We start from the raw sequence: 22,543 nt of genomic DNA, 5'->3' as shown, positions 1-22,543 counted from the left end.
AATTACAGAGGCAATGTCGTGGATAAAGCGCTACTGGATGCAGGCTACCGGGCCTATACCGGAGAGAAAATTGACGTTTACTTCAACACCGCGATCTGCAAACACTCAGGAAATTGCGTGCGCGGGAGCGCTAAGCTCTTCAACCTGAAACGTAAACCGTGGATTATACCGGATGAAGTGGACGTCGAAACGGTTGTACATGTGATTGATACCTGCCCGAGCGGTGCGCTGAAGTATCGCCAAAAATAAGCGAGGAACCATGGATATTCTGGAAGGCCATAACAAGTTTTACGTCAACGATGCTGACGGTAACCAGGTTGCAGAGATTGTCTTCGTACCGACCGGTGAGCATCTGAGCATTATCGAGCACACCGATGTGGATCCGAGCCTGAAAGGGCAAGGTGTGGGTAAACAGCTGGTGGCAAAAGTGGTCGCAAAGATGCGCGGTGAAAATCGAAAAATTATCCCGCTATGCCCGTTTGCCAAACATGAGTTTGATAATACGCGGGAATATGACGATATTCGGGCGTAGAAAAACACCGGCAATGGCCGGTGTTTTTTTATCTGATCTGTTCAAACAGCAGCACCACCGCAATCACTACCATCATTCCTCCTGATGCTCTGCTCACCTGACGCGCGGCCTGCGGGCGGGTGGCCAGGATGGCTTTTGAACCGTATCCCACCAGCAGATAGACCAGCGTACAGGTGATGAGATGTAGCAAGCCCAGCGCGGACATCTGCATCGCAACCGACCAGCTTCCCTTCGGGTCAGTAAATTGTGGAAGCAGGGCCAGGAACAGCAAAAAAACTTTCGGGTTAAGGCCGCTGATACATAATCCCTTCACCGCCCACTGTTTCCAGTTTGCCGCCGAGGTTGTGGCGCTTTCCGGTGCGCCAGGAGCGCGTAACAGTGAGATACCAAGCCACAGCAAGTAAAGTGCTCCCGCTATTGTCAGCCCGGATAATGCCAGCGGATGTTGCGCCATCATGACGCCCACGCCCGCGACCACAATCAGTGTCGCCAGCAGATGCCCGGACATGAGGCCCATCACTGCGGGTACCACGCGCCGCCCGTGGATGCCGGCGCTAATGGCGTAAGCCCAGTCGGCGCCCGGCGTCATGATGAGCAGGAAAGACACCACCCAAAACCCGGCCACAATACTCATTTCCATCGTCTGTAAAACTCCAGAATTTCACCCGTCAACAGAGAGAAAGCATATCGGTATCCGGACGAAATGAGTTTTCAATGTTATGCTCAAAAGACGGTGAAATTGACAAAATCTTCCACATGGACAGCATCGATCGAAAAATTCTTGCGCAGTTGCAGGCTGATGGCCGTTTATCTCTTACGGAGCTGGCTGAACGGGTGAACCTGAGCCTCTCGCCGTGTCACCGGCGCGTGCGGGCGCTGGAGCAAAGCGGGGCCATTACGGGATACCGGGCCAGTCTCGATCCCGCCAAAATGGGGTTTAACTTTCTGGCGATCGTGTTTGCGACGCTAAAAGAGGGCGACAGAAAAGCGGTGAGCGCCTTTGAGGAGGCGGTGGAAGAGATCCCGCAAATTGTGCTGGCGCAGCGTTTATTTGGCGATCCTGATTATCTGATGCACGTCGTGACCCGCGACCTGCCGGCTTTTCAGAAACTTTATGATGAGAAGCTCTCTGCGATGCCCGGCGTTCAGCATCTTCGCTCAACGCTGGTCATGAAAACGGTCGTGCAGGACAGGCCGTTTCCGCTCGACATTTCAGGGCGTGACGAATAACGCGCCCGGCAGAACGCCGGGCGCAGGGGCGTTTAGCCTACAAACATCACTGACACGCACAGTACGCCAACGATCAGCGTCAGCAGGTTGCCGACAGATCGGTACGGTTTCAGGGACGGGATCAGGTACGTCGACAGCGTCGGCATGATAAACAGGATCATGGCGATAAGCGGACCGCTGATGGCATAAATCATCGAAATGGCATTCGGATTAATGCAGCACACCGCAAAGGTGATTAACGACACCCCCATGATGGAGATCGCGCGGTTAAAGGCGCGGCTCTTTTTCACGCCCACCTGGTTCAGCGATGACTTCACAATCTCCGTCGCCCCTTCGATCACCCCAAAATAGGTGCCGAGGAACGATTTCGACATGGCGATAATCGCCACAATTATCCCGGAAATCCCCAGCCATGCCGGAGAAGAGGGCATCATCGACAGCGCCGACAGAATGGTTACCCCTTCCTGTTTTGCCGAAACGATATAGGACGGTGGAATAGAGAGCAGGCAGCTGAACACGAAGAACAGCACGCTCAGGCAGATAATCAGGTACGCCATCTTCATGATTTTCTTGCACTTGTCCATGGCGGCGTCGCCAAACTTCTCACGGCGGTCAACGGCAAACGTCGAGATAATCGGCGTATGGCTGAAAGCGAATACCATCACCGGGATCGAAATCCAGACCTGATGCAGCGTATGGCGGTCAAATGCCATCTGGCTTGTGAGCAGCGCGGGTTGCCAGCTTCCGGTCAGATAGAGCGAGACAAACAGAAAGTAGGCGATCAGCGGAAACACCAGGAAGCCCATCACTTTTATGGTGATATGCCGTCCCATCAGGAAGATCAGATTTAACACCAGCACCACGCCAAAACTGACCAGCACGCGAACGGCGGTATCCACCGTCATGTGTTTTGCCAGCTGCTCAGTTAACGAGTTGGTGATGGCCACTGCATAAATCTGCACCACCACGAAGAAGGCGATGAAATAGAGCGTGGTGATCAGGTTGCCTATCTTCCTGCCGTAATAATGGGAAACGGCGCCGGTGATCCCTTCATTGCCTTTTGTTTTCGACGACAGGATGAATTGTGCCAGCGCGCGGTGCGGCCAGTAGGTTAATGGGTAGGCCACAAGGGCAGTGATAAACAGGACGATAGCGCCTGCGGAGCCCAGCTGAATGGGCAAGAACAGCGTTCCTGCGCCCACGGCCGTGCCATAGAGAGCGAAACTCCAGAGAGTCTCATCTTTTGACCAAATTTTCGACATTAGAGCAACGTATCAACTATCAAACCAACAGAATGGAGCGCAATTTACCATAATTATGGGTTGAGAGCGCAGTTGCTTCGAAGGAGTTTGGCCGGAGCGGGCGTCCGGCCAGAGGGAATTAGCCTGCGAGGGCGCGTCGCTGCTGGCGACGTTTAAGGAATTTCTCGCGCAGCGTATCGTAAGCCCAGTTATAGAACATGGTGTACGGCAGGAAGAACAGGAAGAAACCAATTTCCAGTGTGAATGTCTGCAGCAGCGTGACGCCCAGCACCGCGGCGACTATCGACACGCCGATCACAATAAACCCGCACTCGAATCCCAGCGCATGCAGTGCGCGGATTTTTGCCGTGCGTGTGATGCGGTGAACCGGCCAGAAACGGTCGAAGCCGACGTTATAGATAATGTTCCAGAGCATGGCGGTGGTTGCCAGAATAATGGTCAATCCACCCATCTCCACCACGGAACGTTGCATAAGCCACGCCGCCGTCGGGGCGAGGATCGCCGTGGCAATCCCTTCGAAACAGACGGCATGAAAGATCCGCTCCGGCAGTTTACGTTGGAGTGCATCCTGATGTTGCATAGTTTTAGACCTCGTGAATACGCATTTTGGCGTTGATGCGGCCTATTGTTATCGCTAAAGGTGATATATTAAAGATGGTATCCATCGATAAAGTAGATAGTGCATGCGTTATTCACCTGAAGCCCTTACCGCATTCGTTGAGACCGTCGCGGCTGGCTCTTTTTCTGCCGCCGCGCGTCGGTTACGTAAAAGCCAGTCGACCGTGAGCACATCCATCGCCAATCTTGAAGCCGATCTGGGCTTCGATCTGTTTGACCGTTCGGCCCGTCAGCCGGTGTTAACCGCCCAGGGCGAACAGGTGCTGGGTTATGTGCAGGCGATCCTCGCGGCCAGCACGCGGCTTGACGAACTGGCGGTGTCGTTAACGGCACAAACGGAGGCGCGCCTGACGTTTGTTCTTTCCGATACCCTCAACCCGGACGTGCTGGAAGACCTGATGAACCAGTTCGACCAGCGCTTTCCCCATACCGAATTTGAATGCCTGATTGGCGAGGAAGAGGACGTTATCGATCTGCTGCAGAAGTCGCGTGCGCAGGTTGGTCTCACGGAAGCGCGTGACAGTTATCCGACCGATATTGGTTTTACCCGGTTGCCGATACAGACCCGGATGGCAATCTATGTCGCGACCAACCATCCTCTGGCCGGGCAGCAAGTAATCCAGGCCGATGAGCTGCACGGCTGGCGGGAATTGCGGCTCAGCACCTATCTGGAGCGGGAGGCAACGCTCGCACGCGGACCCGTCTGGTCGGCACCCAACTACCTGTTACTGCTCAGTATGGCGGTGCAGGGATTTGGCTGGTGCGTGCTGCCGTGCGCGCTGGTGGATGAATTTGCCGCCGCGAAATCGCTGGTGCAGCTGAATGTCCCCGGCTGGCCACGGGCGATCGGTATCGATCTGCTCTGGAATAAACGATCCCCGCCCGGCGTTGCCGGAAGCTGGCTGCGGCAGTATCTGCAGGATGCGCGCTAATCCTTGTGATTAAACTCACTATTTTTAAACAATTAAGATAATTGCCAATAACAATCCACTACTATCGTCATGTCATTTAACACAGAGGTTGTGATGAAAGATGTCGTTATAGTGGGTGCGTTGCGTACGGCTATCGGCTGTTTTCAGGGGGCGCTTGCACGCCACTCGGCTGTTGATTTGGGCAGCGTAGTGGTGAAAGCGCTGGTGGAACGCAGCGGGATTGCAGCACATGAAATTGATGAGGTGATCCTGGGACAGGTGCTGACCGCCGGTGCCGGGCAAAACCCTGCCCGTCAGGCGGCCCTCAAGGGCGGCCTGCCCAATACCGTCTCCGCTATCACCATCAACGACGTCTGTGGCTCAGGGTTAAAAGCGCTGCATCTGGCGACGCAGGCCATTCAGTGTGGTGAAGCGGATGTCGTGATTGCCGGCGGACAAGAAAATATGAGCCGGGCACCACACGTGCTGACCGACAGCCGTACCGGCGCGCAGCTGGGCAACAGCCAGTTGCTCGACAGTCTGGTGCATGACGGTCTGTGGGATGCGTTCAATGACTATCATATGGGCGTGACGGCGGAAAATCTGGCACGTGAGTATGGTATCAGCCGTGAGTTGCAGGACGCTTACGCGTTAAGCTCGCAGCAAAAAGCGCGCGCGGCGATTGATGCCGGGCGCTTTCGGGATGAAATCGTCCCGGTCAGCACGCAGCGTCAGAACGGTGAGGTTGCCGTGGTGGATACCGATGAGCAGCCGCGCACCGACGCCAGCGCTGAAGGGCTGGCGAGGCTCAATCCTGCGTTTGAAACTCAGGGCTCAGTGACGGCGGGAAACGCCTCCTCCATTAATGATGGCGCTGCGGCCGTGATGATGATGAGTGAAAGCAAAGCCCTCGAGCTGGATCTGCCCGTCCTGGCCCGCATTAAGGCATTTGCCAGCGTGGGTGTTGATCCTGCGTTAATGGGTATCGCCCCGGTTTATGCTACCCGTCGCTGCCTGGAACGCGCAGGGTGGCAGCTCTCTGATGTGGATCTGATTGAAGTCAACGAGGCCTTTGCCGCACAGGCAATCTCGGTTGGCAAAATGCTGGAATGGGATCCCCTGCGGGTAAACGTGAACGGTGGGGCAATCGCACTGGGTCATCCTATCGGCGCGTCCGGTTGTCGAATTCTGGTATCGCTGGTGCATGAGATGAAAAAGCGCAATGCCCGCAAAGGCATTGCGACGCTCTGTATCGGTGGTGGACAAGGTGTCGCCCTCGCCATTGAACGCTAAAATCCCGCCCGCATAAAAGAGCCTCCCTTCAGGAGGTTTTTTTTACATAACGTATGACGAATTAACCGTTATTAGTACATTCTCACTCTGGTATTGAATAATTACGGCCTTAATTATTATCGTTGTTAACGTCTTAGTGTGATCCCCCTCCGATAATTTCACGTTAATACACCCTGTTTGTTGATGGATGTCACGTCCATCTTTGCCAAAAAAAATGAAACAAATAATTACGATCTTTGTCACTAAAATAATGTTCTTTAAAAAATAAACTGCAGTTTCATAAATAAGAAACATTATTTCAGTTGAGGGTTTTTTCATGTTTAAGAAATCTCTGGTCCTTACTTCCCTTATCGGTACGTCCTTCATGGCTCAGGCCGTTACCGTCGATCTGCGCCATGAATATATCGACAGTGGTGCCAATGCTGACCGTGTCTCGGTCTCACATCGCTTTGCTAACGGGGTTGGTTTTTCTGTAGAAGCTAAATGGAAATCCGGTGGTGATAAAGCCGACCAGCCGTTTGCGGATGTGGTGGGTAACGGGCATGAAGATCAAATTAGCTGGCGCTGGAAAGCGACTGAGAATATTGCACTGACGCCGGCGTTTACCCTTGAAAGTAACGACAGCCGCACCATATATAAACCGAATCTGCATCTGCAATATAGTTTCGACAACGGCTTCTACGTTGCCGCGCGTTATCGTTATGAATATACCCGCTACCCGTCAAGCTCGAATAAAGATGACGACAAAGTTAACCGTGGTGATGCCTGGGTTGGCTGGGTAATGGGTGACTGGCGTACCGAACTCAATTATGTTTATGCGAAGAGTTCTGAAGGTATGGTTCGTAATAATAACAAAGATTATTCCAACGAATATAACGCCAAGCTGGCGTATAAATGGGATAAAAACTGGGCACCGTATGTTGAAGTGGGTAACATCGGCGTGAAAGACACCGATGAACGCCAGACCCGCCTTCGTTTAGGCATGGCCTATTCTTTCTGATATCACGTTATTCCGCTGAACATTGCCGGGTAGCGCCAGTGCCTACCCGGCTTACCCATGTCTGATAAACGCCGCCCAACGGGCAAAAGCCCACTGAAAAAAAAGCCCTCCGAAACGGAGGGCAAGGCCAGTTACAGAAACACAAACTCAAATCATGCATGCAACATTTCAGGTTGCTCAGGAAGTTTCGCGATATAGAGGGCGGGTTGACCGTCTTTATCGGAACTGAACAGCACCGCTTTCTCATCCGGAGTAAAGGAGGGATGCGGGTGGGTGACCTGGCGGCTATTTGCCACCGTTGCCCAGGAGGTGTCGTGACGGGCAATGCGGAAGTAGCTTTTTTTCGCCACGTCAAAGGCGTACAGATACGGATCGTTATCGATGGTGTAACCGTGCGTATCCTTCACATCAACCGGCGTTCCTGAACCGTCGCCCACCAGCAGGGTGCCGTCAACGTTGCTCATCAGATGGGAACAGGCGGGCATTGGCATGACTGCGTCATTGACGCCCGTATCCGGATTGAAGCTGCAGATGGTGCGGCCCTTTTGGCCCTTCAGATAAGAGACATACACAAGGGCAGAACCGTTCGGCACCCAGAATTCATGGGTACAGCTTTCGCCTTCCGCATGCGTTTTCACTTTGCGCACGTGCGAACCATCTTCGTTGACTAGCCACATGCGGGCGTCGACCAGGTCGTGCGGCCCTTCATGGCAAAACGCCACCGTGTTGTCATCAAACGGACGATAGATAGGGTGGCCAAGCCAGTTTTTCTCTTCGTGGATTGTGGTGCTTAAACCGGTTTTCAGATCCACCCGCAGCAGTCGACAGTGCGGCCCCTTATGGAAGAAGTCGTGGAAAATTTTCCAGTCGTTGAGCGGCGTCCAGTCACGTCGGGCAATTTCTATCCCAACCAGTTTGGTGCAGTCGCTGTTGGCGACCCAGGTACCGTAACCGACCCAGTCATCTGGGACACGGTACACCTCGCGTTCTACCAGGGTATGGAGATCCACCTCCAGCAGCGTGCGGTCGTTCTTCACATAGTAGAAGGATTTATCATCCGGAGAGAGGAACCCGCCAAAGGTATTATCCCCCGCGCCTTCCGTCAGCTGTACCGCTTCGGCCTTCTGCAGATCCAGCAGGTAGTAGTTCCAGTGACCGTCAAACGCCCCTGCGAACAGCAGGTGGCTGCCATCATTAAAGAAGCACTTCTGGTAGAAGTAGTTGCGGTGACAGGTCACGTCGGGTGGGGTCAGGCGGGTGACTTCCACGCCTGTATCCGGATCGTGGCTGACCTCGTAGTTCAGCTTGACCCGCATACCTTTAGCCATAATGCACTCCTTTGAACGATAAAAGTAGATTAAAAAGTGAGTATTAAATTATCAAAACAATGTTTCATTATGTGTGACTGATGGCGCACTTTGTCTGTTTCATTGGCGAGATTAATGTCTGGCTCTCTTTATCGTGATCCGAACGCCATTTCTGGTATAAACAAACAGAAAAAATGAAACGTTGTTTTAAATGTAATTGAAAACCCTCTTCTCTGGGGCTAGACTGTGCTCATCATGAAAACGGAACGTCGTTTCGTTAATTTTCTGCCTGCGGGCACGATCATTTCTGGAGGTTACGGTGGACGTCAGACAAAGCATCCACAGTGCGCACGCCAAAACGCTGGATACTCAGGGGCTGCGCAATGAGTTTTTAGTCGAGCAGGTGTTCGAGGCCGATAAATACACCATGGTCTACAGCCATATCGACCGTATTATCGTTGGCGGGATTATGCCAGTGACGCAGACCGTCTCCGTGGGCGGAGAAGTGGGTAAACAGCTTGGTGTGAGCTATTTCCTTGAGCGTCGCGAGCTGGGCGTGATTAACATCGGTGGCCCCGGCACCATCACCGTAGACGGACAGTGCTATGAGATAGGTCATCGCGACGCGTTGTATGTCGGTAAAGGGGCGAAAGAGGTCGTGTTCGCCAGCATCGACAGCGGTAAACCGGCGAAGTTTTACTACAACTGTGCGCCCGCACATACCCCGTATCCCACCAAAAAAGTGACCCCGGCGGATGTCGCCCCGGTGACGCTGGGTGACAACCTCACCAGCAACCGTCGCACCATCAATAAATACTTTGTTCCGGATGTGCTGGAAACCTGCCAGCTCAGCATGGGGCTGACCGAGCTTGCTCCGGGCAACCTGTGGAACACCATGCCGTGCCATACCCACGAGCGCCGTATGGAAGTGTATTTCTACTTCAACATGGACGAGGACGCCTGCGTGTTCCACATGATGGGGCAACCGCAGGAAACGCGCCATATCGTGATGCATAACGAGCAGGCGGTGATTTCGCCGAGCTGGTCTATTCATTCGGGCGTAGGCACGAAAGCGTACACCTTCATCTGGGGTATGGTCGGTGAAAACCAGGTCTTTGATGACATGGACCACGTCGCGGTTAACGAGCTGCGCTAGCCGCAGGCAGTTAAGCATAAACCTGCCTGTTGGTGACAGGCGCTGAAAGATTAAGGAACAAACATGATTCTGGATGCATTTTCTCTGCAGGGTAAAGTGGCTGTGGTGTCCGGTTGTGACACCGGACTGGGCCAGGGTATGGCGTTAGGGCTGGCGGAAGCGGGCTGCGATATCGTCGGGATTAACATTGTTGAACCTACTGAAACCATCGAGCGCGTCACCGCGCTGGGGCGTCGTTTTCTGAGCCTGACCGCCGATCTGCGTAAAATTGACGCCATCCCTGAACTGCTGGATCGCGCGGTGGCGGAATTCGGCCATATCGACATTCTGGTGAACAATGCCGGACTGATTCGCCGTGAAGACGCGATTAATTTCAGCGAGCGCGACTGGGACGACGTGATGAACCTGAACATTAAGAGCGTGTTCTTTATGTCCCAGGCGGCGGCGAAACATTTCATTGCCCAGGGGAAAGGCGGCAAGATCATTAATATCGCCTCTATGCTCTCCTTCCAGGGCGGTATCCGCGTGCCGTCTTATACCGCATCCAAGAGCGCGGTGATGGGCGTTACCCGTCTGCTGGCAAACGAGTGGGCGAAGCACAACATCAACGTCAACGCGATTGCGCCGGGGTACATGGCGACGAATAACACTCAGCAGTTGCGTGCTGACGAACAGCGTAGCGCGGAAATCCTCGACCGTATCCCGGCGGGCCGCTGGGGCCTTCCGGACGATCTTAAGGGGCCGATTGTATTCCTGGCCTCTCCGGCATCCGATTACATCAACGGCTATACCGTGGCGGTCGATGGCGGCTGGCTGGCGCGTTAATTGCGTATTCCGTCTTAAACCTCTGCCGGTGGGTGGAGGTTTTTTTTGCCCAAAAATTGCCATTATCCATATGGCTCAAGACGAAAAATCCATACTAAAAAATCATAAATGATATGCATCACAGTTTTATTGCTTAAAAATTAAATGATTAATAAAAACTGGCGGTATTTCATCGTTAGTTGAAATTGTAATGTCCATCACAGATCGATATGCCACAGCGAAATAATCCATATCTTCGCGAATTACGGCCTGACACTTTTCCGCGCTATCTCGTAATTTCAGTTAACGAATTTCGCTGTTCAGGCAGGAAAATATGACATCTATAAATGACTCTACCCTTATGCCCGCCGCGTTGCGTGATACCCGACGCATGAATCAGTTTGTCTCCATCGCGGCTGCAGTGGCCGGTTTACTGTTCGGTCTGGATATTGGCGTGATCGCCGGGGCGCTGCCCTTTATCACCGATCACTTTACGTTGAGTAACCGCCTGCAGGAGTGGGTGGTCAGCAGCATGATGCTGGGTGCGGCCATCGGCGCGCTGTTTAACGGCTGGCTTTCGTTCCGCCTCGGGCGCAAATACAGCCTGATGGTGGGGGCGATTCTGTTTGTCGCCGGCTCCATTGGGTCAGCATTTGCCACGAACGTGGAAATGCTGCTGCTCTCCCGCGTGCTGCTCGGCGTGGCGGTGGGGATTGCCTCTTACACTGCGCCGTTGTACCTCTCCGAAATGGCGAGCGAGAACGTGCGCGGCAAGATGATCAGTATGTACCAGCTGATGGTGACGCTGGGTATTGTGCTGGCGTTTCTGTCTGACACTTATTTCAGCTACAGCGGCAACTGGCGCGCGATGCTGGGCGTACTGGCGCTCCCGGCGCTGGTGTTGATTGTTCTGGTGATTTTCCTGCCAAACAGTCCGCGCTGGCTGGCGCAAAAGGGCCGTCATGTGGAAGCGGAAGAGGTGCTGCGGATGCTGCGTGATACCTCAGAAAAAGCACGTGAAGAGCTGAACGAGATCCGCGAAAGCCTGAAGCTGAAGCAGGGGGGCTGGGCGCTGTTTAAGATCAACCGCAACGTACGTCGCGCGGTGTTCCTCGGCATGCTGCTGCAGGCGATGCAGCAGTTCACCGGGATGAACATCATCATGTACTACGCGCCACGTATCTTCAAAATGGCGGGGTTCACCACCACGGAACAACAAATGGTTGCCACGCTGGTGGTGGGGCTGACCTTTATGTTCGCCACCTTTATCGCGGTGTTCACCGTGGATAAAGCCGGACGTAAACCGGCACTCAAGATTGGCTTTAGCGTCATGGCGCTCGGTACGCTGATCCTTGGCTACTGCCTGATGCAGTTTGATAACGGCACGGCCTCAAGCGGTCTTTCCTGGCTCTCTGTTGGCATGACCATGATGTGTATTGCCGGATATGCGATGAGCGCTGCGCCCGTCGTGTGGATCCTGTGTTCCGAAATTCAGCCGCTCAAATGCCGTGACTTTGGCATCACCTGTTCCACGACCACCAACTGGGTGTCGAACATGATCATCGGCGCGACCTTCCTGACGCTGCTGGATTCAATTGGCGCGGCAGGGACCTTCTGGCTCTATACGGTTCTCAACGTCGCGTTTATCGGGGTCACGTTCTGGCTGATCCCTGAAACCAAAGGCGTCACGCTGGAGCATATCGAGCGCAGGCTGATGTCCGGCGAGAAGCTGCGTAATATTGGCGTGTAGTCTGTTGCCGGGTGGCGAAGAGGCCACCCGGTTTTTCGTTAGCGCATCGCGCGTTTCAGAATACGTTCAGCCTGACGCTGGAAGTCAGCGGCGGTCTCTTCCACGGATTTCTGTCCATAATCGATGTACTGCAGAGAGGTGCCGAACTGGGCCACAATCTGCGGATCGTCAAAGTAAGGTGACACGGAAAGTTTGGCCGGCAGAGACTGCGCCAGACGCAGCCCCGCGACCGACGGATCGCTCTCTTTGATGGTGCCGTCTTCGGTCAGGAACTGCACCGCGGCTTTACTCAGCGGCACGCCACGCTCCAGACCCAGCGTGTCTACTCCCTCTTTGCTGTTCAGCAGGAAGTTAATCAGTTTCGCCGCCGCTTCCGGGTTTTTGGTGGATTTACCAATCGAGAGCATCTGCGCCGGTTTGAAGAAAAGGCCCGCATCGGTTGCGCCCGGCAGCATCGGGTAACTGCCCAGCACCAGTTTTGCCGGTGGCTTCAGGTTGTCGGAATACTTGTTGATGGTGGAGTTCCACATGTAGGTTCCCGCCCATTCTCCCTGGATCCACGGCTTCATCTCATACATGTTGCTCTTACCAAACGACGCATAGTATTTGGTGTCCGGCATGACGTGGCTATCCACCAGCATTTTGTAGGTCTGGAAGAATTCCACCCACTGCGCTTTGCTGTAGGCGAACTTCTTGGTTTTCTCGTCCACGGCAGGGATGTTGTACTTCTGAATCATGTACGAGTTCAGCAACGCCAGCGTGTCCTGATGCTCCAGCACGACCGGGTAGTACTGCTTGCCGAGTTTACTCTCGAAGGTTTTACCCGCCGCCATTAGCTCGTCCCAGGTTTTCGGGTATGCAATACCGGCTTTTTTCCAGGTCTCGTCGTTGAAGTAGAACACGCGTGCGGTGACGGAGATCGGAATGCCGTTCAGCTTGCCGTTGATGGTGGTGGACTGAAGTTCTTTGGGATCGAACTGGGTCAGGTCGATCACGTCTTTCATTTTGTTCAGGTCGTAGAACCCGTCGCCGGTTTTCGAGAAGATTGGCAGCCAGTTCCAGTTGGTCTGCATCACATCCGGCTCGGTGCCGCCCGCAATTTGAGTGGTCAGGCGGGAGAGGTGCCCATCCCAGCCGGTGTACTCTGCTTTAACGTTGATATCCGGGTTCTGCTTATGGAATTCCTCCAGCGCTTTCAACGTTACCTGATGGCGGCCATTACCGCCCCACCAGGACATGCGTAATTCGACATCTTGCGCCATCGATGGCAAAGCGGTAAGGCCCAGCGTCGCGGAGATTGCTGCGCTTAAAAGCACTTTTTTCATTTTTATAAACTCCATCAGAGAGAGAGGTTCTGTTCAGTTTTTGCGTCAAAAATATGACATTTATTCATATCAAATTTGAAATACACCTTGCGATGAAGGCCTTTATCAATCATTGGCTTAGCTTCATCGGATGGAATTCTGGCGGTCAGTTCGTAGTCCGCAACCTTCAGATAGACGAAGAATTCGTGGCCCATGTTTTCCACGCGAACCATTTCGCCACTGCAGCCCCCGTCAACGAATGGTGCGTCGGAGAGGGAAACGAATTCCGGACGTACGCCGTAGTAAATGGCCTGCCCGGCATAAGCGGAGACTTTCTCCTGCATCCCGGCGTTCAGCGGCATGGTTTCATTGCCGATGGCGATGTGCAGTTTCCCGGCGCTTTCCACCAGCAGGCTTTGACGAATGTTCATCTCCGGCGCGCCGATAAAGCCTGCCACGAACATGTTTTTCGGCTTGTGGTAGAGGTTGTCCGGGGTATCAACCTGCATGATGTGGCCGAGCTTCATCACGCAGATGCGGTCGCCCATGGTCATCGCTTCGGTCTGGTCGTGGGTGACGTAGACGGTGGTCGCCGGTTTACCGGATTTCTTCAACTGCTTGTGCAGATCGGAAATACGAATGCGCATTGAGGCGCGTAGTTTGGCGTCGAGGTTTGACAGCGGTTCGTCGAACAGGAATACATCCGGCTTTTTCACAATCGCACGGCCTACCGCCACGCGCTGTGCCTGGCCGCCGGAAAGCTGGCGTGGCAGGCGGTCGAGTAACTCTTCCAGCTCAAGGATTTTGGCCGCTTCGTTGACCTGAGATTCAATCTGATCTTTTGGCAGTTTGCTCAGCTTCAGACCAAAGGCCAGGTTTTCGCGCACCGTCATGTGGGGATAGAGCGCGTAGTTCTGGAACACCATCGCAATCCCGCGCTCTTTCGGCGCGAGGTTGTTCACAATCTTATCGCCGATGCGGACTTCACCCCCGCTGATGGTTTCCAGGCCAGCCAGCATGCGCAGGGTGGTGGATTTGGCGCAGCCGGAGGGGCCAACGATCACCATGAACTCTCCTTCAGCGATTTTCAGGTCAATGGCATGTACCGCTTTAAAGCCGTTGGAGTAGACCTTTTCCAGTTTGTTGAAGATAACTTCAGCCATAATATTTCCCTCTTAACCTTTAATTCCGCTGCTGGTGACGCCCTGGACGAAGTAGCGCTGTGCCAGGAAGAAGACAATGATGGATGGCAGAATGGAGATGCTCGCCATTGCCAGAATTTCGTTCCACGGCGCCCCTTCGGTGACGTCGATGGACATTTTCAGAGCCAGTGCAATCGGGTATTTATCCACGCTGTAGACATAAATCAGCGGCCCGATAAAGTCGTTCATTGACCACATGAACTGGAACAGGGCGACGGAGATAATGGCCGGTTTCAGGATCGGCACCACCACGTACCACAGCACCTGAAGCGAGTTACAGCCGTCAATTTGCGCCGCCTCCTCCATGTCACGCGGCACGCCGCGCAGGAACTGGATAAGCATGAAGACGAAGAACCCCTGGGTGGCGAAGGCCAGCGGCAGGTACAGCGGCATATAGCTGTTGAGCATGCCCATTTCACGGAACATCAGGTACTGCGGGATCAGCAGCACGGTGCTGGGGAGCAGCATGGTGGTGATGAGGGTAGCGAACCAGAATTTCTTCCACGGGATTTCAAAGCGCGCAAAGCCGTACGCCACGATGGTGGAGGAGATAATGGTCAGGATCACTTTCGGGATCACATACTTAAAGGTGTTCAGCATGTAATGGCCGAAGTTGTATTCGGTACCGGTTTTCCAGCCATTCACAAAACCGTCCCAGGTCGCATGGGCAGGCCACAGGCTGAGAGTGGTGAAAATCTCGTGGTTCGGTTTGAACGACGCCGAGAACATCCACACCAGCGGATAAAGCATCAGCAGGCCGACAAACAGCAGGATCACGTAGCGCACTGCGGCGTTAATTTTCTCTCTGCGCAGCGTGCGGGCGACTTCACGCTCGGCAATCGTCCTCGCCGTGGAAAGTTGTTGGATATCAGCCATTTTTGCCTCCTTTATCGGCGGAGTAGAACACCCAATATTTCGATGACTTAAAGGCGATACCGGCAAAAATGGCCACCACCAGGAACAGGATCCACGCCAGTGCTGCGCCGTAACCCATGTCAAAGTATTTAAACGCGGTGTCGTAGATGTAGAGTGAGAACAGGTAAGTGGAATACGTTGGCCCGCCGCCGGTAATGACATACGGTCCAGTAAATTCCTGGAACGCCTGGGTGGTCTGCATAATGAAGTTGAAGAAAATCACCGGCGTGATCAGCGGCACGGTCACTTTCGTGAACATCTGCCATTTGGATGCCCCATCGATCATCGCAGCTTCATACTGCGACTGCGGTACGTTTTGCAGCGCGGCCAGGAAGATGACCATCGCGGAACCGAACTGCCAGACGCGCAGCAGGGTGACCGACATCAGGGCTAGCGAGGGCTCACCCAGCCAGTTCACCGGGTCAAAACCAAATACGCCAATAAAGCTGTTCAGCAGACCATCAATGGCAAAGAGCGCGCGCCACAAAACAGCAATGGCCACGGAGCTGCCGAGGATCGACGGAATATAGTAGGCGGTACGGAAGAATCCAATACCGCGTAATTTAAAGTTCAGAACAAACGCAATCCCTAATGCAAAGGCGAGCTTCAGGGGAATGGTCAGAAATACATACGCAAACGTCACTCCCATTGATGTCCAGAAGAGCGTGTCTTCCGTAAACATGTAGCGATAATTTTCAATGCCGTTAAATACCGGCGGGCTCATCAGGTCGTAATCCGTAAAACTCAGGAAAAACGATGAGACGAAGGGGAAAGCTGTAAAGAGTATCAACCCAATGATGTAGGGTGATATCCACGCGAGCCCCAGCAGCTTGTTTTCATTCATACTTACCTACCTGGTAATCAATGGTTTAAAACGGAATCTGCGTCTGTAACAACCTTTCAGGCTGTCGAAACCGAGCCTGAACGGCGATGTTCTGGGTAATACGTGTCACGGTTACTTCATTTAACTTTGTTTTATAAGACTTTTTTCGATTTCATCGTTGAGCCAAACGCCTGGGTTTCAATACGGTAGAACTCGTGTTCCTGGATAATAAAACGCCGTTTTATTTTATATTATTGCTATTTGTTTCTGCGTCATTCGCTTAATAGCGGAAATGTGATCAAAGTCGAAACGGTGTTTCAATAAGGTGATGAGGATGGCATTTTTGCGCTATTTCAGGCGTTCAAAGAAGAGAGAGGCGGGCGGGGCGGAAAGAACCGGATGATTAATAAAGACAATACCGTGGAGAAACTAACTACTAATTCTGATAGCAGGTCTACAGCTGGATCATTCTTTCGTTCAGATAATTCTTACTTTCTTGTATCATCGGACCACTGTAACCAATCAGGCAGAAATGGTCTGCACCCTCAAAAGAAGAATGGCTATGTCAGCAATGGATTTCAAAAAAAATACGGATCTCGACTTCCCCCATTACGCGGCCCCGGCAGTCAGTTCCAAAGAAATTGACCTTCTGGGACTGTTAGAAGTTCTTCTGGCGGCAAAAAAACGTATCATCGTGATTGCCTTCGCATTCGCATTGGTTGGACTGGCCATCGCGTTCTTACTGCCACAAAAATGGACCAGTAAAGCGGTGATCACACCGGCGGAACAGACGCAGTGGAACCCGCTGCGCCAGATGATGGTCGCCCTGCAGGTGCTCGACGTGGACGTGAAAATTACCCGTCCGGACGTGTTTAACCAGTTTATTAAAAAGTTCCAGTCGCAGTCGTTACTTGAGGAGTACATGAAATCCTCACCTTACGTGATGGCACAGCTGGAAGGCACTGACGTGGATCCGCTTGAGCTGCATCGTGCGGTGGTCAATATCTCCGAAAAGATGAAAGCGGTAGATAACACCCTGGCAAAAGACGCGGATAAAGCGCCGTACGTCTCGTGGACATTGAGCTTCACCGCGCCGACGGCGGGGGATGCGCAAACGGTTCTTAAAGGTTACGTGGATTACATCTCGCAGATTGTTGAGCAGGAAACCATGGAGAATATCCGTAACCAGATCACCCTGAAAACCAAAGTGGTGGAGCAGCAGCTGGAGCTGGATCGGGTACGTCTGACGAATGTTCACAACACCAATCTGCAGCGTCTTAACTATTCTCTGGAAGTGGCCAACGCGGCGGGTATCAAAAAGCCGGTCTACAGCAACGGTCAGGCGGTTAAAGACGATCCGGATTATTCCGTCGCGCTCGGTGCCGACGGTATTGCGCAAAAACTGCAGATTGAAAAAAATCTCAAGGACATCGCTGAGCTGAACGCGGACTTCCAGAACCGGGAATACTACCTGGCGCAGCTGAAAAAGCTGTCGGTCGAAGACGTCAAACTTGAACCGTTCAAGTATCAGCTCTCTCCATCTATGCCGGTGAAAAAAGACGGTCCGGGCAAAGCCCTGATTGTGATCCTGGCGGGACTGCTGGGCGGGCTGTTTGCCTGTGGCAGTGTATTACTGCGTGAGGCCATGCTCAGCCGCAATCCTCTGGTCGAGCCTGTAACGGAATAAAAAACGCAGACGAGAAGGGCGCTGTCATCAGCGCCCTTTTTTTATTTCAAAAAATCCTCACGTACCGGCGTGAAGGTATCCAGCAGCGTGCCGGGTTTAAGACACACGCAGCCGTGCATCACATGTGGCTTTTTGTAGAGGGTATCCCCGGCCGTCACCACATGTTTTTCATCTCCAATCGTGAACTCAAACTCGCCGGACAGCACATAGGTTAACTGTTCATGAGGATGGTTATGCAGTGGGCCTGTCGCGCCCTGTTCAAAATTCACCTCCACCGCCATCATTTTACCGCCATGGGCAAGAATACGGCGCGTCACGCCGTTCCCCAGATCGTCAAGCGTGGTCTCGTTGTGGAAAATAAACATATCGTCACCCCAGAATGTATTAAAACAATGTTTCATTTAATTTATATCACCAGGGGTTAAAAAGAAACGACGTGACAAAGAACTGGAAACACGATCACAAGTTTGCTTCACTGGGATAAACACATAAGGAGGGATGATGAAAACGATCGGCCTGTTAGGGGGGATGAGCTGGGAATCGACAATCCCCTATTACCGCCTGATTAATGAAGGGGTGAAGCAACGTCTGGGGGGCCTGCATTCTGCCAGCCTGCTGCTGCACAGCGTAGATTTCCATGAAATCGAAGCCTGCCAGTCGAGCGGTGAATGGGATAAAGCCGGGGAAATACTGGCCGAGGCCGCGCTGGGGCTGGAGCGTGCGGGAGCAGAGGGGATTTTGCTCTGTACCAACACCATGCATAAAGTCGCGTCCCATATCGAAGCGCGCTGTTCGCTGCCCTTCCTGCACATTGCCGATGCAACCGGGCGGGCCATCACCGCATCCGGGTTACGTCGTGTGGCGCTGCTGGGAACGCGCTACACCATGGAGCAGGATTTTTACCGTGGTCGGTTGAGCAGCCAGTTTGGCATTGAAAGCCTGATCCCGGATGAGGCAGACCGGGCCCGCATCAACCAGATTATCTTTGATGAACTCTGCCTCGGCACCTTTAGCGAATCATCCCGGGCATATTACGTCAGCGTGATTGAAAAACTCGCGCAGCAGGGGGCGGAAGGGGTGATCTTCGGCTGTACGGAAATCGGTTTACTGGTGCCGGTTGAGCAAAGCCCGATTCCGGTCTTCGATACCGCCGCGATTCATGCCGCCGATGCCGTGGAGTTTATGCTGTCATAAATTTTGCCGATCGGATAAACGAAGCGCCACCTGACGGGCATGGGCTATCAGGTGCTCCGTAAACGCCTCCACCAGCGCTGAGACCGGGCGATGGAGGGGGCGGATCAGGCTCACGGTGAACGGGACTGACAGGCTAAACGGGCGGATGACAATATCGCGCCCGGCGTAATCCAGCGCCGTCAGTGGATTCACCACCGAAACGCCCACCCCGGCGCGCACCATGGCGCAAATGGAGGCCGCACTGTGGGTCTCGACCACCATCCTGCGCTTCACCTGATGCTCGGCAAACAGTGAATCCAGCAGCTGCCGGTAGCTGTCGGTTTGTGACAGGCTAATGTAGTTTTCACCGTGAAAATCCGCTGGCGTCAGAATCTGCCTGCGGGCAAGCGGGTGCCCGGCTGGCAGCACGCACACCTCATCTAAAGAGAGCAGTTCCGTGCGTTCCGTTCCCGCGGGCGTAGAGAGGGTTTCGGTCAGGCCTAAATCATGGCGCTGTGCGGAGAGCCACTCCTCGAGCAGCGGTGACTCCTGCGGGACAATCGTGAGATTCACCTCCGGATATCGGGCCAGAAAAGGCTGGAGCAGCGTCGGCAAAAAAGACTGTGAAAAGACGGGCAGGCAGACAATCGATAGCTCGCCCTGCCGAAACTCGCGCAGGCTTTCCGCCGCACTGACAATGCGGTCCAGCCCGTACCATGAGCGCTGCACTTCCTCGAACAGGCGCAGCCCCTGTACCGTCGGGTGAAGCCTGCCGCGGGTGCGTTCGAACAGCTTCAGTCCCAGCACTTTCTCGAATCGCGCCAGCTCGCGGCTGACCGTTGGCTGCGAGGTATGGAGCATCTGCGCAGCCTCGGTGAGGTTGCCCGTGGTCATCACGGCGTGAAAAATCTCGATATGGCGTAAATTGACGGCGGGCATAGGTCACCTGAATACAGAGAACTGTCCATATCATTTTTGCATAGACTCGCGATAAAACGATATTTTTTATTCTCTTCCTGCTGTGGCGTAATCATAAAAAAATGTCACCCCGGAGAAAGACCATGCCACGCCCGCTTAACCAGACTGATACCGATTTGAATGCCGAAAACCTGCTACGCCTGCCTGCCGAGTTTGGCTGTCCGGTGTGGGTCTACGACGCGCAGATTGTTCGCGAGAAGATTGCTGCCCTGCATCAGTTTGACGTGGTGCGTTTTGCCCAGAAGGCGTGCTCCAATATCCACATTCTGCGTCTGATGCGTGAGCAGGGTGTGAAGGTCGACTCCGTCTCCCTGGGGGAGATTGAGCGCGCGCTGGCGGCCGGGTTTGATCCGAAAGCCGATCCTGACGCGATTGTGTTTACCGCCGATGTGATCGACGACGCCACGCTTGCTCGCGTCCATGAGCTGCAGGTGCCGGTAAACGCCGGGTCCGTGGATATGCTGGAACAGCTTGGGCAAGTTTCTCCGGGCCACCGCGTCTGGCTGCGCGTGAACCCTGGCTTTGGTCACGGTCATAGCCAAAAAACCAATACCGGCGGCGAAAACAGCAAGCACGGTATCTGGTATGCCGATATGCCCGCTGCCCTGGACGTATTGCAGCGTTACAATCTGAAGCTGGTGGGGATTCATATGCACATCGGCTCCGGTGTGGATTACGCGCACCTTGAGCAGGTTTGTGGCGCAATGGTGCGCCAGGTGATCGAGTCTGGTCAGGATCTGGAGGCGATCTCCGCCGGGGGCGGTCTTTCCATTCCTTACCGTGAAGGGGAAGAGGCGATCGACACCGATCACTATTACGGCCTGTGGAGCGCCGCGCGTGACCAGGTCGCCGCGCATCTTGGTCATGCCGTGAAGCTGGAAATTGAGCCGGGTCGTTTCCTGGTGGCTGAATCCGGGGTGCTGGTGGCGCAGGTTCGCAGCGTGAAAGAGATGGGCTCGCGCCACTTTGTGCTGATTGACGCTGGCTTTAACGATCTGATGCGCCCGTCAATGTACGGCAGCTATCACCACATTTCGGCTCTGGCTGCCGATGGCCGCGATTTAACTCACGCGCCGCGTATCGAGACGGTTGTCGCGGGCCCGCTGTGTGAGTCTGGTGATGTCTTTACCCAGCAGGAAGGGGGGAAAGTGGAAACCCGCGCGCTGCCGGAAGTTAAACCAGGCGACTATCTGGTGCTGCACGATACCGGTGCCTACGGGGCGTCAATGTCCTCAAACTACAACAGCCGCCCGCTGCTGCCAGAAGTGTTGTTTGATAACGGCAAGGCGCGGCTGATCCGCCGCCGCCAGACCATTCAGGAGCTGCTGGCGCTGGAACTCGTCTGAGTGAAGTACGGCCCCGTCGTGACCGAGTCGCGTAATACCAGCGTACCGGTGAACGGCGGGATCGCGTCGACCGGTTGGTTTTTTGCCAGCCGGATCGCCTGATCGATAGCCGTAACGATCATATTGTCGATAGGCAGGTAAACCGACGAGAGCGCAGGCTCCAGCCATTTCGCGCATGGGGCATCGTCAAAGCCAAACAGGGAAATATCCTGCGGGATCCGCAGCCCCGCCTGGTGTAGCGCCTTGGACGCACCCAACGCCATATCATCGTTACAGGCAAACAGAGCGCTAAACGCTATACCGTCGGCAATCAGCTCTTTGCAGAGCTCATATCCTCGCGTCATTCCCGCATCGCCATACTTAATCCGCCGCTCGTCCAGACGAATGCCGTGCTTTTCCAGCGCCTTACGGTAGCCCATCAGCCTCGCTTTCCCGGTTGGCGTGTGGATCGGGACGGTGATACAGGCGATCTCCCGGTGGCCCTGGTTGATCAGGTAATCCACGGCCTTAAAGGCGGCATCCTGCTGTTCGAAGAACACGCAGCGATCGGGCGCCTGGCTGACTTCACGGTTGATGACCACCAGCGGGGTTTGCACCGAATGGATCAGCTTCATGATCGCTTTTTCGCTCATGTAGCGGGTGTAAAGCACGATGGCATCGCATTTGCGATCGGCCAGCATTTGTACCGCCTGCTCTTCCTGCTCCGGGGCGTCGTGACCATCCGTGACGATCAGCTGCTTGCCGTGGGTTTCCGTCTGCCGGGAGGCCTGCTGAAGAAGACGACCAAAGTAAAAACCATCAAAGGTAGAGACCACCAGACCAATGCTGTTGCTGGTCTGGTTCGCCAGCGAACGCGCGAGAAAATTCGGGCGGTAGCCCAGCTCTTCCATCGCATTAAACACCTGCTGACGCGTACTCTCTTTAACCTGACCTGTGCCGTTCAGCACGCGCGATACCGTGGCTTTCGACACGCCCGCGCGCAATGAGACATCCAGCATTGTTGCCATTAGACATTCCTGATTCCACGTAACGATCTGCAGTTTAACACAGACCATCCGGTGCATAAGCGATGCGGGAAGGGCAAAACTTCCAGCACGATCACGCTTTTAGGTAACGAGCGGTCAGTTCGACATACAGGGTTTTAAGTGGTATGCCAAAATCGATATAAACCGCATTTTGGAATACCTGTTACGTCGTTGAGAGCTTAATCACAGAACAAAACCCGACATGTAGCTATTTTTGGTATGCCAAT

General features: G+C 54.0%; 23 protein-coding genes. 12 read left to right on the top strand and 11 right to left on the bottom strand.

Annotated features, from left to right (window positions below):
- The first annotated feature begins 18 nt into the window (after positions 1-18).
- Positions 19-249, top strand: coding sequence for a 4Fe-4S mono-cluster protein YjdI (gene yjdI, locus F8561_RS03760; protein WP_020883756.1), 231 nt, complete (start codon positions 19-21; stop codon positions 247-249).
- A gap of 10 nt (positions 250-259) precedes the next feature.
- Entirely contained in the window at positions 260-532 is a 273-nt protein-coding gene (locus tag F8561_RS03755; RefSeq protein ID WP_014171484.1) for a GNAT family N-acetyltransferase, read from the top strand.
- Between the two features lie 28 nt (positions 533-560).
- On the opposite strand, the gene F8561_RS03750 is transcribed toward F8561_RS03755, so the two are convergent.
- Positions 561-1,172 carry a LysE family translocator gene (locus tag F8561_RS03750; RefSeq protein WP_134179537.1) on the bottom strand — a complete coding sequence of 204 codons (612 nt, stop codon included), beginning with the start codon at positions 1,170-1,172 and terminating at the stop codon, positions 561-563.
- 116 nt (positions 1,173-1,288) lie between these two features.
- Between F8561_RS03750 and F8561_RS03745 the strand changes: the two genes are divergently transcribed.
- A complete protein-coding gene (locus F8561_RS03745; RefSeq protein WP_032670215.1) occupies positions 1,289-1,762 on the top strand; it encodes an Lrp/AsnC family transcriptional regulator in 474 nt (157 codons plus the stop codon).
- Between the two features lie 32 nt (positions 1,763-1,794).
- On the opposite strand, the gene F8561_RS03740 is transcribed toward F8561_RS03745, so the two are convergent.
- Positions 1,795-3,024, bottom strand: a complete 1,230-nt coding sequence (locus F8561_RS03740; RefSeq protein WP_151887164.1) for an amino acid permease — start codon at positions 3,022-3,024, stop codon at positions 1,795-1,797.
- Positions 3,025-3,142: 118 nt separating this feature from the next.
- The gene (locus F8561_RS03735; RefSeq protein WP_151887163.1) at positions 3,143-3,604 is read right to left on the bottom strand and encodes a multidrug/biocide efflux PACE transporter; all 462 of its coding nucleotides are present in this window, start codon (positions 3,602-3,604) and stop codon (positions 3,143-3,145) included.
- Positions 3,605-3,707: 103 nt separating this feature from the next.
- Here F8561_RS03735 and F8561_RS03730 point away from each other — a divergent pair, with 103 nt between their 5' ends.
- The 3 genes from F8561_RS03730 to F8561_RS03715 all read left to right on the top strand — a co-directional run bounded on the left by F8561_RS03730 (position 3,708) and on the right by F8561_RS03715 (position 6,846).
- Positions 3,708-4,574, top strand: a complete 867-nt coding sequence (locus F8561_RS03730) for a LysR family transcriptional regulator (protein WP_025203325.1) — start codon at positions 3,708-3,710, stop codon at positions 4,572-4,574.
- A 93-nt stretch (positions 4,575-4,667) separates the two neighbouring features.
- A complete protein-coding gene (locus F8561_RS03725) occupies positions 4,668-5,846 on the top strand; it encodes an acetyl-CoA C-acetyltransferase (RefSeq protein ID WP_020883759.1) in 1,179 nt (392 codons plus the stop codon).
- Between the two features lie 316 nt (positions 5,847-6,162).
- Positions 6,163-6,846, top strand: a complete 684-nt coding sequence (locus tag F8561_RS03715; RefSeq protein ID WP_151887162.1) for a porin — start codon at positions 6,163-6,165, stop codon at positions 6,844-6,846.
- Positions 6,847-6,998: 152 nt separating this feature from the next.
- On the opposite strand, the gene F8561_RS03710 is transcribed toward F8561_RS03715, so the two are convergent.
- A complete protein-coding gene (locus tag F8561_RS03710) occupies positions 6,999-8,174 on the bottom strand; it encodes an oligogalacturonate lyase family protein (protein ID WP_138014135.1) in 1,176 nt (391 codons plus the stop codon).
- Between the two features lie 298 nt (positions 8,175-8,472).
- Here F8561_RS03710 and kduI point away from each other — a divergent pair, with 298 nt between their 5' ends.
- The 3 genes from kduI (at position 8,473) to F8561_RS03695 (ending at position 11,863) form a co-directional block, all read left to right on the top strand.
- On the top strand, positions 8,473-9,309 hold the full coding sequence (gene kduI, locus F8561_RS03705) for a 5-dehydro-4-deoxy-D-glucuronate isomerase (protein ID WP_049023257.1): 837 nt from the start codon (positions 8,473-8,475) through the stop codon (positions 9,307-9,309).
- A 63-nt stretch (positions 9,310-9,372) separates the two neighbouring features.
- On the top strand, positions 9,373-10,134 hold the full coding sequence (kduD, locus tag F8561_RS03700; protein WP_014171473.1) for a 2-dehydro-3-deoxy-D-gluconate 5-dehydrogenase KduD: 762 nt from the start codon (positions 9,373-9,375) through the stop codon (positions 10,132-10,134).
- A 295-nt stretch (positions 10,135-10,429) separates the two neighbouring features.
- A complete protein-coding gene (locus F8561_RS03695) occupies positions 10,430-11,863 on the top strand; it encodes a sugar porter family MFS transporter (RefSeq protein WP_226777985.1) in 1,434 nt (477 codons plus the stop codon).
- 38 nt (positions 11,864-11,901) lie between these two features.
- Here the strand turns inward: F8561_RS03695 and F8561_RS03690 are convergent, their stop codons facing one another.
- Genes F8561_RS03690 through F8561_RS03675 form a run of 4 tightly spaced genes read right to left on the bottom strand, consistent with a single transcriptional unit; the run spans position 11,902 to position 16,128 of the window.
- On the bottom strand, positions 11,902-13,188 hold the full coding sequence (locus tag F8561_RS03690) for an ABC transporter substrate-binding protein (protein WP_086532911.1): 1,287 nt from the start codon (positions 13,186-13,188) through the stop codon (positions 11,902-11,904).
- A 14-nt stretch (positions 13,189-13,202) separates the two neighbouring features.
- Positions 13,203-14,330, bottom strand: a complete 1,128-nt coding sequence (locus tag F8561_RS03685; protein WP_032680361.1) for an ABC transporter ATP-binding protein — start codon at positions 14,328-14,330, stop codon at positions 13,203-13,205.
- A gap of 12 nt (positions 14,331-14,342) precedes the next feature.
- On the bottom strand, positions 14,343-15,245 hold the full coding sequence (locus tag F8561_RS03680; RefSeq protein ID WP_025203331.1) for a carbohydrate ABC transporter permease: 903 nt from the start codon (positions 15,243-15,245) through the stop codon (positions 14,343-14,345).
- On the bottom strand, positions 15,238-16,128 hold the full coding sequence (locus F8561_RS03675; RefSeq protein WP_014171468.1) for a carbohydrate ABC transporter permease: 891 nt from the start codon (positions 16,126-16,128) through the stop codon (positions 15,238-15,240). The genes F8561_RS03680 and F8561_RS03675 overlap by 8 nt, the downstream gene beginning before the upstream one ends.
- A gap of 541 nt (positions 16,129-16,669) precedes the next feature.
- On the opposite strand from F8561_RS03675, the gene wzz(fepE) reads away from it, so the two are divergent.
- Positions 16,670-17,794 carry an LPS O-antigen length regulator Wzz(fepE) gene (gene wzz(fepE), locus F8561_RS03670; protein ID WP_073396462.1) on the top strand — a complete coding sequence of 375 codons (1,125 nt, stop codon included), beginning with the start codon at positions 16,670-16,672 and terminating at the stop codon, positions 17,792-17,794.
- Positions 17,795-17,835: 41 nt separating this feature from the next.
- On the opposite strand, the gene F8561_RS03665 is transcribed toward wzz(fepE), so the two are convergent.
- A complete protein-coding gene (locus F8561_RS03665; protein WP_020883766.1) occupies positions 17,836-18,159 on the bottom strand; it encodes a cupin domain-containing protein in 324 nt (107 codons plus the stop codon).
- Between the two features lie 136 nt (positions 18,160-18,295).
- Between F8561_RS03665 and F8561_RS03660 the strand changes: the two genes are divergently transcribed.
- Positions 18,296-18,988 carry an aspartate/glutamate racemase gene (locus F8561_RS03660; protein ID WP_020883767.1) on the top strand — a complete coding sequence of 231 codons (693 nt, stop codon included), beginning with the start codon at positions 18,296-18,298 and terminating at the stop codon, positions 18,986-18,988.
- Here the strand turns inward: F8561_RS03660 and F8561_RS03655 are convergent.
- A complete protein-coding gene (locus F8561_RS03655; RefSeq protein WP_151887161.1) occupies positions 18,983-19,906 on the bottom strand; it encodes a LysR family transcriptional regulator in 924 nt (307 codons plus the stop codon). The genes F8561_RS03660 and F8561_RS03655 overlap by 6 nt on opposite strands.
- A gap of 122 nt (positions 19,907-20,028) precedes the next feature.
- Here F8561_RS03655 and lysA point away from each other — a divergent pair, with 122 nt between their 5' ends.
- Positions 20,029-21,291, top strand: a complete 1,263-nt coding sequence (gene lysA / locus F8561_RS03650) for a diaminopimelate decarboxylase (RefSeq protein WP_151887160.1) — start codon at positions 20,029-20,031, stop codon at positions 21,289-21,291.
- Here the strand turns inward: lysA and F8561_RS03645 are convergent.
- Positions 21,261-22,298 (bottom strand): LacI family DNA-binding transcriptional regulator, encoded by a 1,038-nt coding sequence (locus F8561_RS03645; RefSeq protein WP_032678896.1) that lies wholly within the window; start codon positions 22,296-22,298, stop codon positions 21,261-21,263. The two genes, lysA and F8561_RS03645, sit on opposite strands and share 31 nt — an antisense overlap.
- Positions 22,299-22,543 lie beyond the last annotated feature (245 nt).

The organism is Enterobacter sp. 198 (assembly GCF_009025585.1).
Classification (GTDB): Bacteria; Pseudomonadota; Gammaproteobacteria; order Enterobacterales; family Enterobacteriaceae; genus Enterobacter; species Enterobacter ludwigii.
This window is presented reverse-complemented; position numbering and strand designations above follow the sequence as displayed.

What these genes read in the sequence shown, in the direction of transcription:
- F8561_RS03690 (WP_086532911.1), bottom strand. Translation starts at nt 13,188, where the DNA reads ATGAAAAAAGTGCTTTTAAGCGCAGCAATCTCCGCGACGCTGGGCCTT.
- F8561_RS03680 (WP_025203331.1), bottom strand. Translation starts at nt 15,245, where the DNA reads ATGGCTGATATCCAACAACTTTCCACGGCGAGGACGATTGCCGAGCGT.
- F8561_RS03675 (WP_014171468.1), bottom strand. Translation starts at nt 16,128, where the DNA reads ATGAATGAAAACAAGCTGCTGGGGCTCGCGTGGATATCACCCTACATC.
- F8561_RS03655 (WP_151887161.1), bottom strand. Translation starts at nt 19,906, where the DNA reads ATGCCCGCCGTCAATTTACGCCATATCGAGATTTTTCACGCCGTGATG.
- F8561_RS03735 (WP_151887163.1), bottom strand. Translation starts at nt 3,604, where the DNA reads ATGCAACATCAGGATGCACTCCAACGTAAACTGCCGGAGCGGATCTTT.
- F8561_RS03685 (WP_032680361.1), bottom strand. Translation starts at nt 14,330, where the DNA reads ATGGCTGAAGTTATCTTCAACAAACTGGAAAAGGTCTACTCCAACGGC.
- F8561_RS03645 (WP_032678896.1), bottom strand. Translation starts at nt 22,298, where the DNA reads ATGGCAACAATGCTGGATGTCTCATTGCGCGCGGGCGTGTCGAAAGCC.
- F8561_RS03715 (WP_151887162.1), top strand. Translation starts at nt 6,163, where the DNA reads ATGTTTAAGAAATCTCTGGTCCTTACTTCCCTTATCGGTACGTCCTTC.
- F8561_RS03745 (WP_032670215.1), top strand. Translation starts at nt 1,289, where the DNA reads ATGGACAGCATCGATCGAAAAATTCTTGCGCAGTTGCAGGCTGATGGC.
- lysA (WP_151887160.1), top strand. Translation starts at nt 20,029, where the DNA reads ATGCCACGCCCGCTTAACCAGACTGATACCGATTTGAATGCCGAAAAC.
- F8561_RS03725 (WP_020883759.1), top strand. Translation starts at nt 4,668, where the DNA reads ATGAAAGATGTCGTTATAGTGGGTGCGTTGCGTACGGCTATCGGCTGT.
- kduD (WP_014171473.1), top strand. Translation starts at nt 9,373, where the DNA reads ATGATTCTGGATGCATTTTCTCTGCAGGGTAAAGTGGCTGTGGTGTCC.
- F8561_RS03710 (WP_138014135.1), bottom strand. Translation starts at nt 8,174, where the DNA reads ATGGCTAAAGGTATGCGGGTCAAGCTGAACTACGAGGTCAGCCACGAT.
- F8561_RS03740 (WP_151887164.1), bottom strand. Translation starts at nt 3,024, where the DNA reads ATGTCGAAAATTTGGTCAAAAGATGAGACTCTCTGGAGTTTCGCTCTC.
- F8561_RS03750 (WP_134179537.1), bottom strand. Translation starts at nt 1,172, where the DNA reads ATGGAAATGAGTATTGTGGCCGGGTTTTGGGTGGTGTCTTTCCTGCTC.
- F8561_RS03755 (WP_014171484.1), top strand. Translation starts at nt 260, where the DNA reads ATGGATATTCTGGAAGGCCATAACAAGTTTTACGTCAACGATGCTGAC.
- F8561_RS03665 (WP_020883766.1), bottom strand. Translation starts at nt 18,159, where the DNA reads ATGTTTATTTTCCACAACGAGACCACGCTTGACGATCTGGGGAACGGC.
- F8561_RS03730 (WP_025203325.1), top strand. Translation starts at nt 3,708, where the DNA reads ATGCGTTATTCACCTGAAGCCCTTACCGCATTCGTTGAGACCGTCGCG.
- F8561_RS03660 (WP_020883767.1), top strand. Translation starts at nt 18,296, where the DNA reads ATGAAAACGATCGGCCTGTTAGGGGGGATGAGCTGGGAATCGACAATC.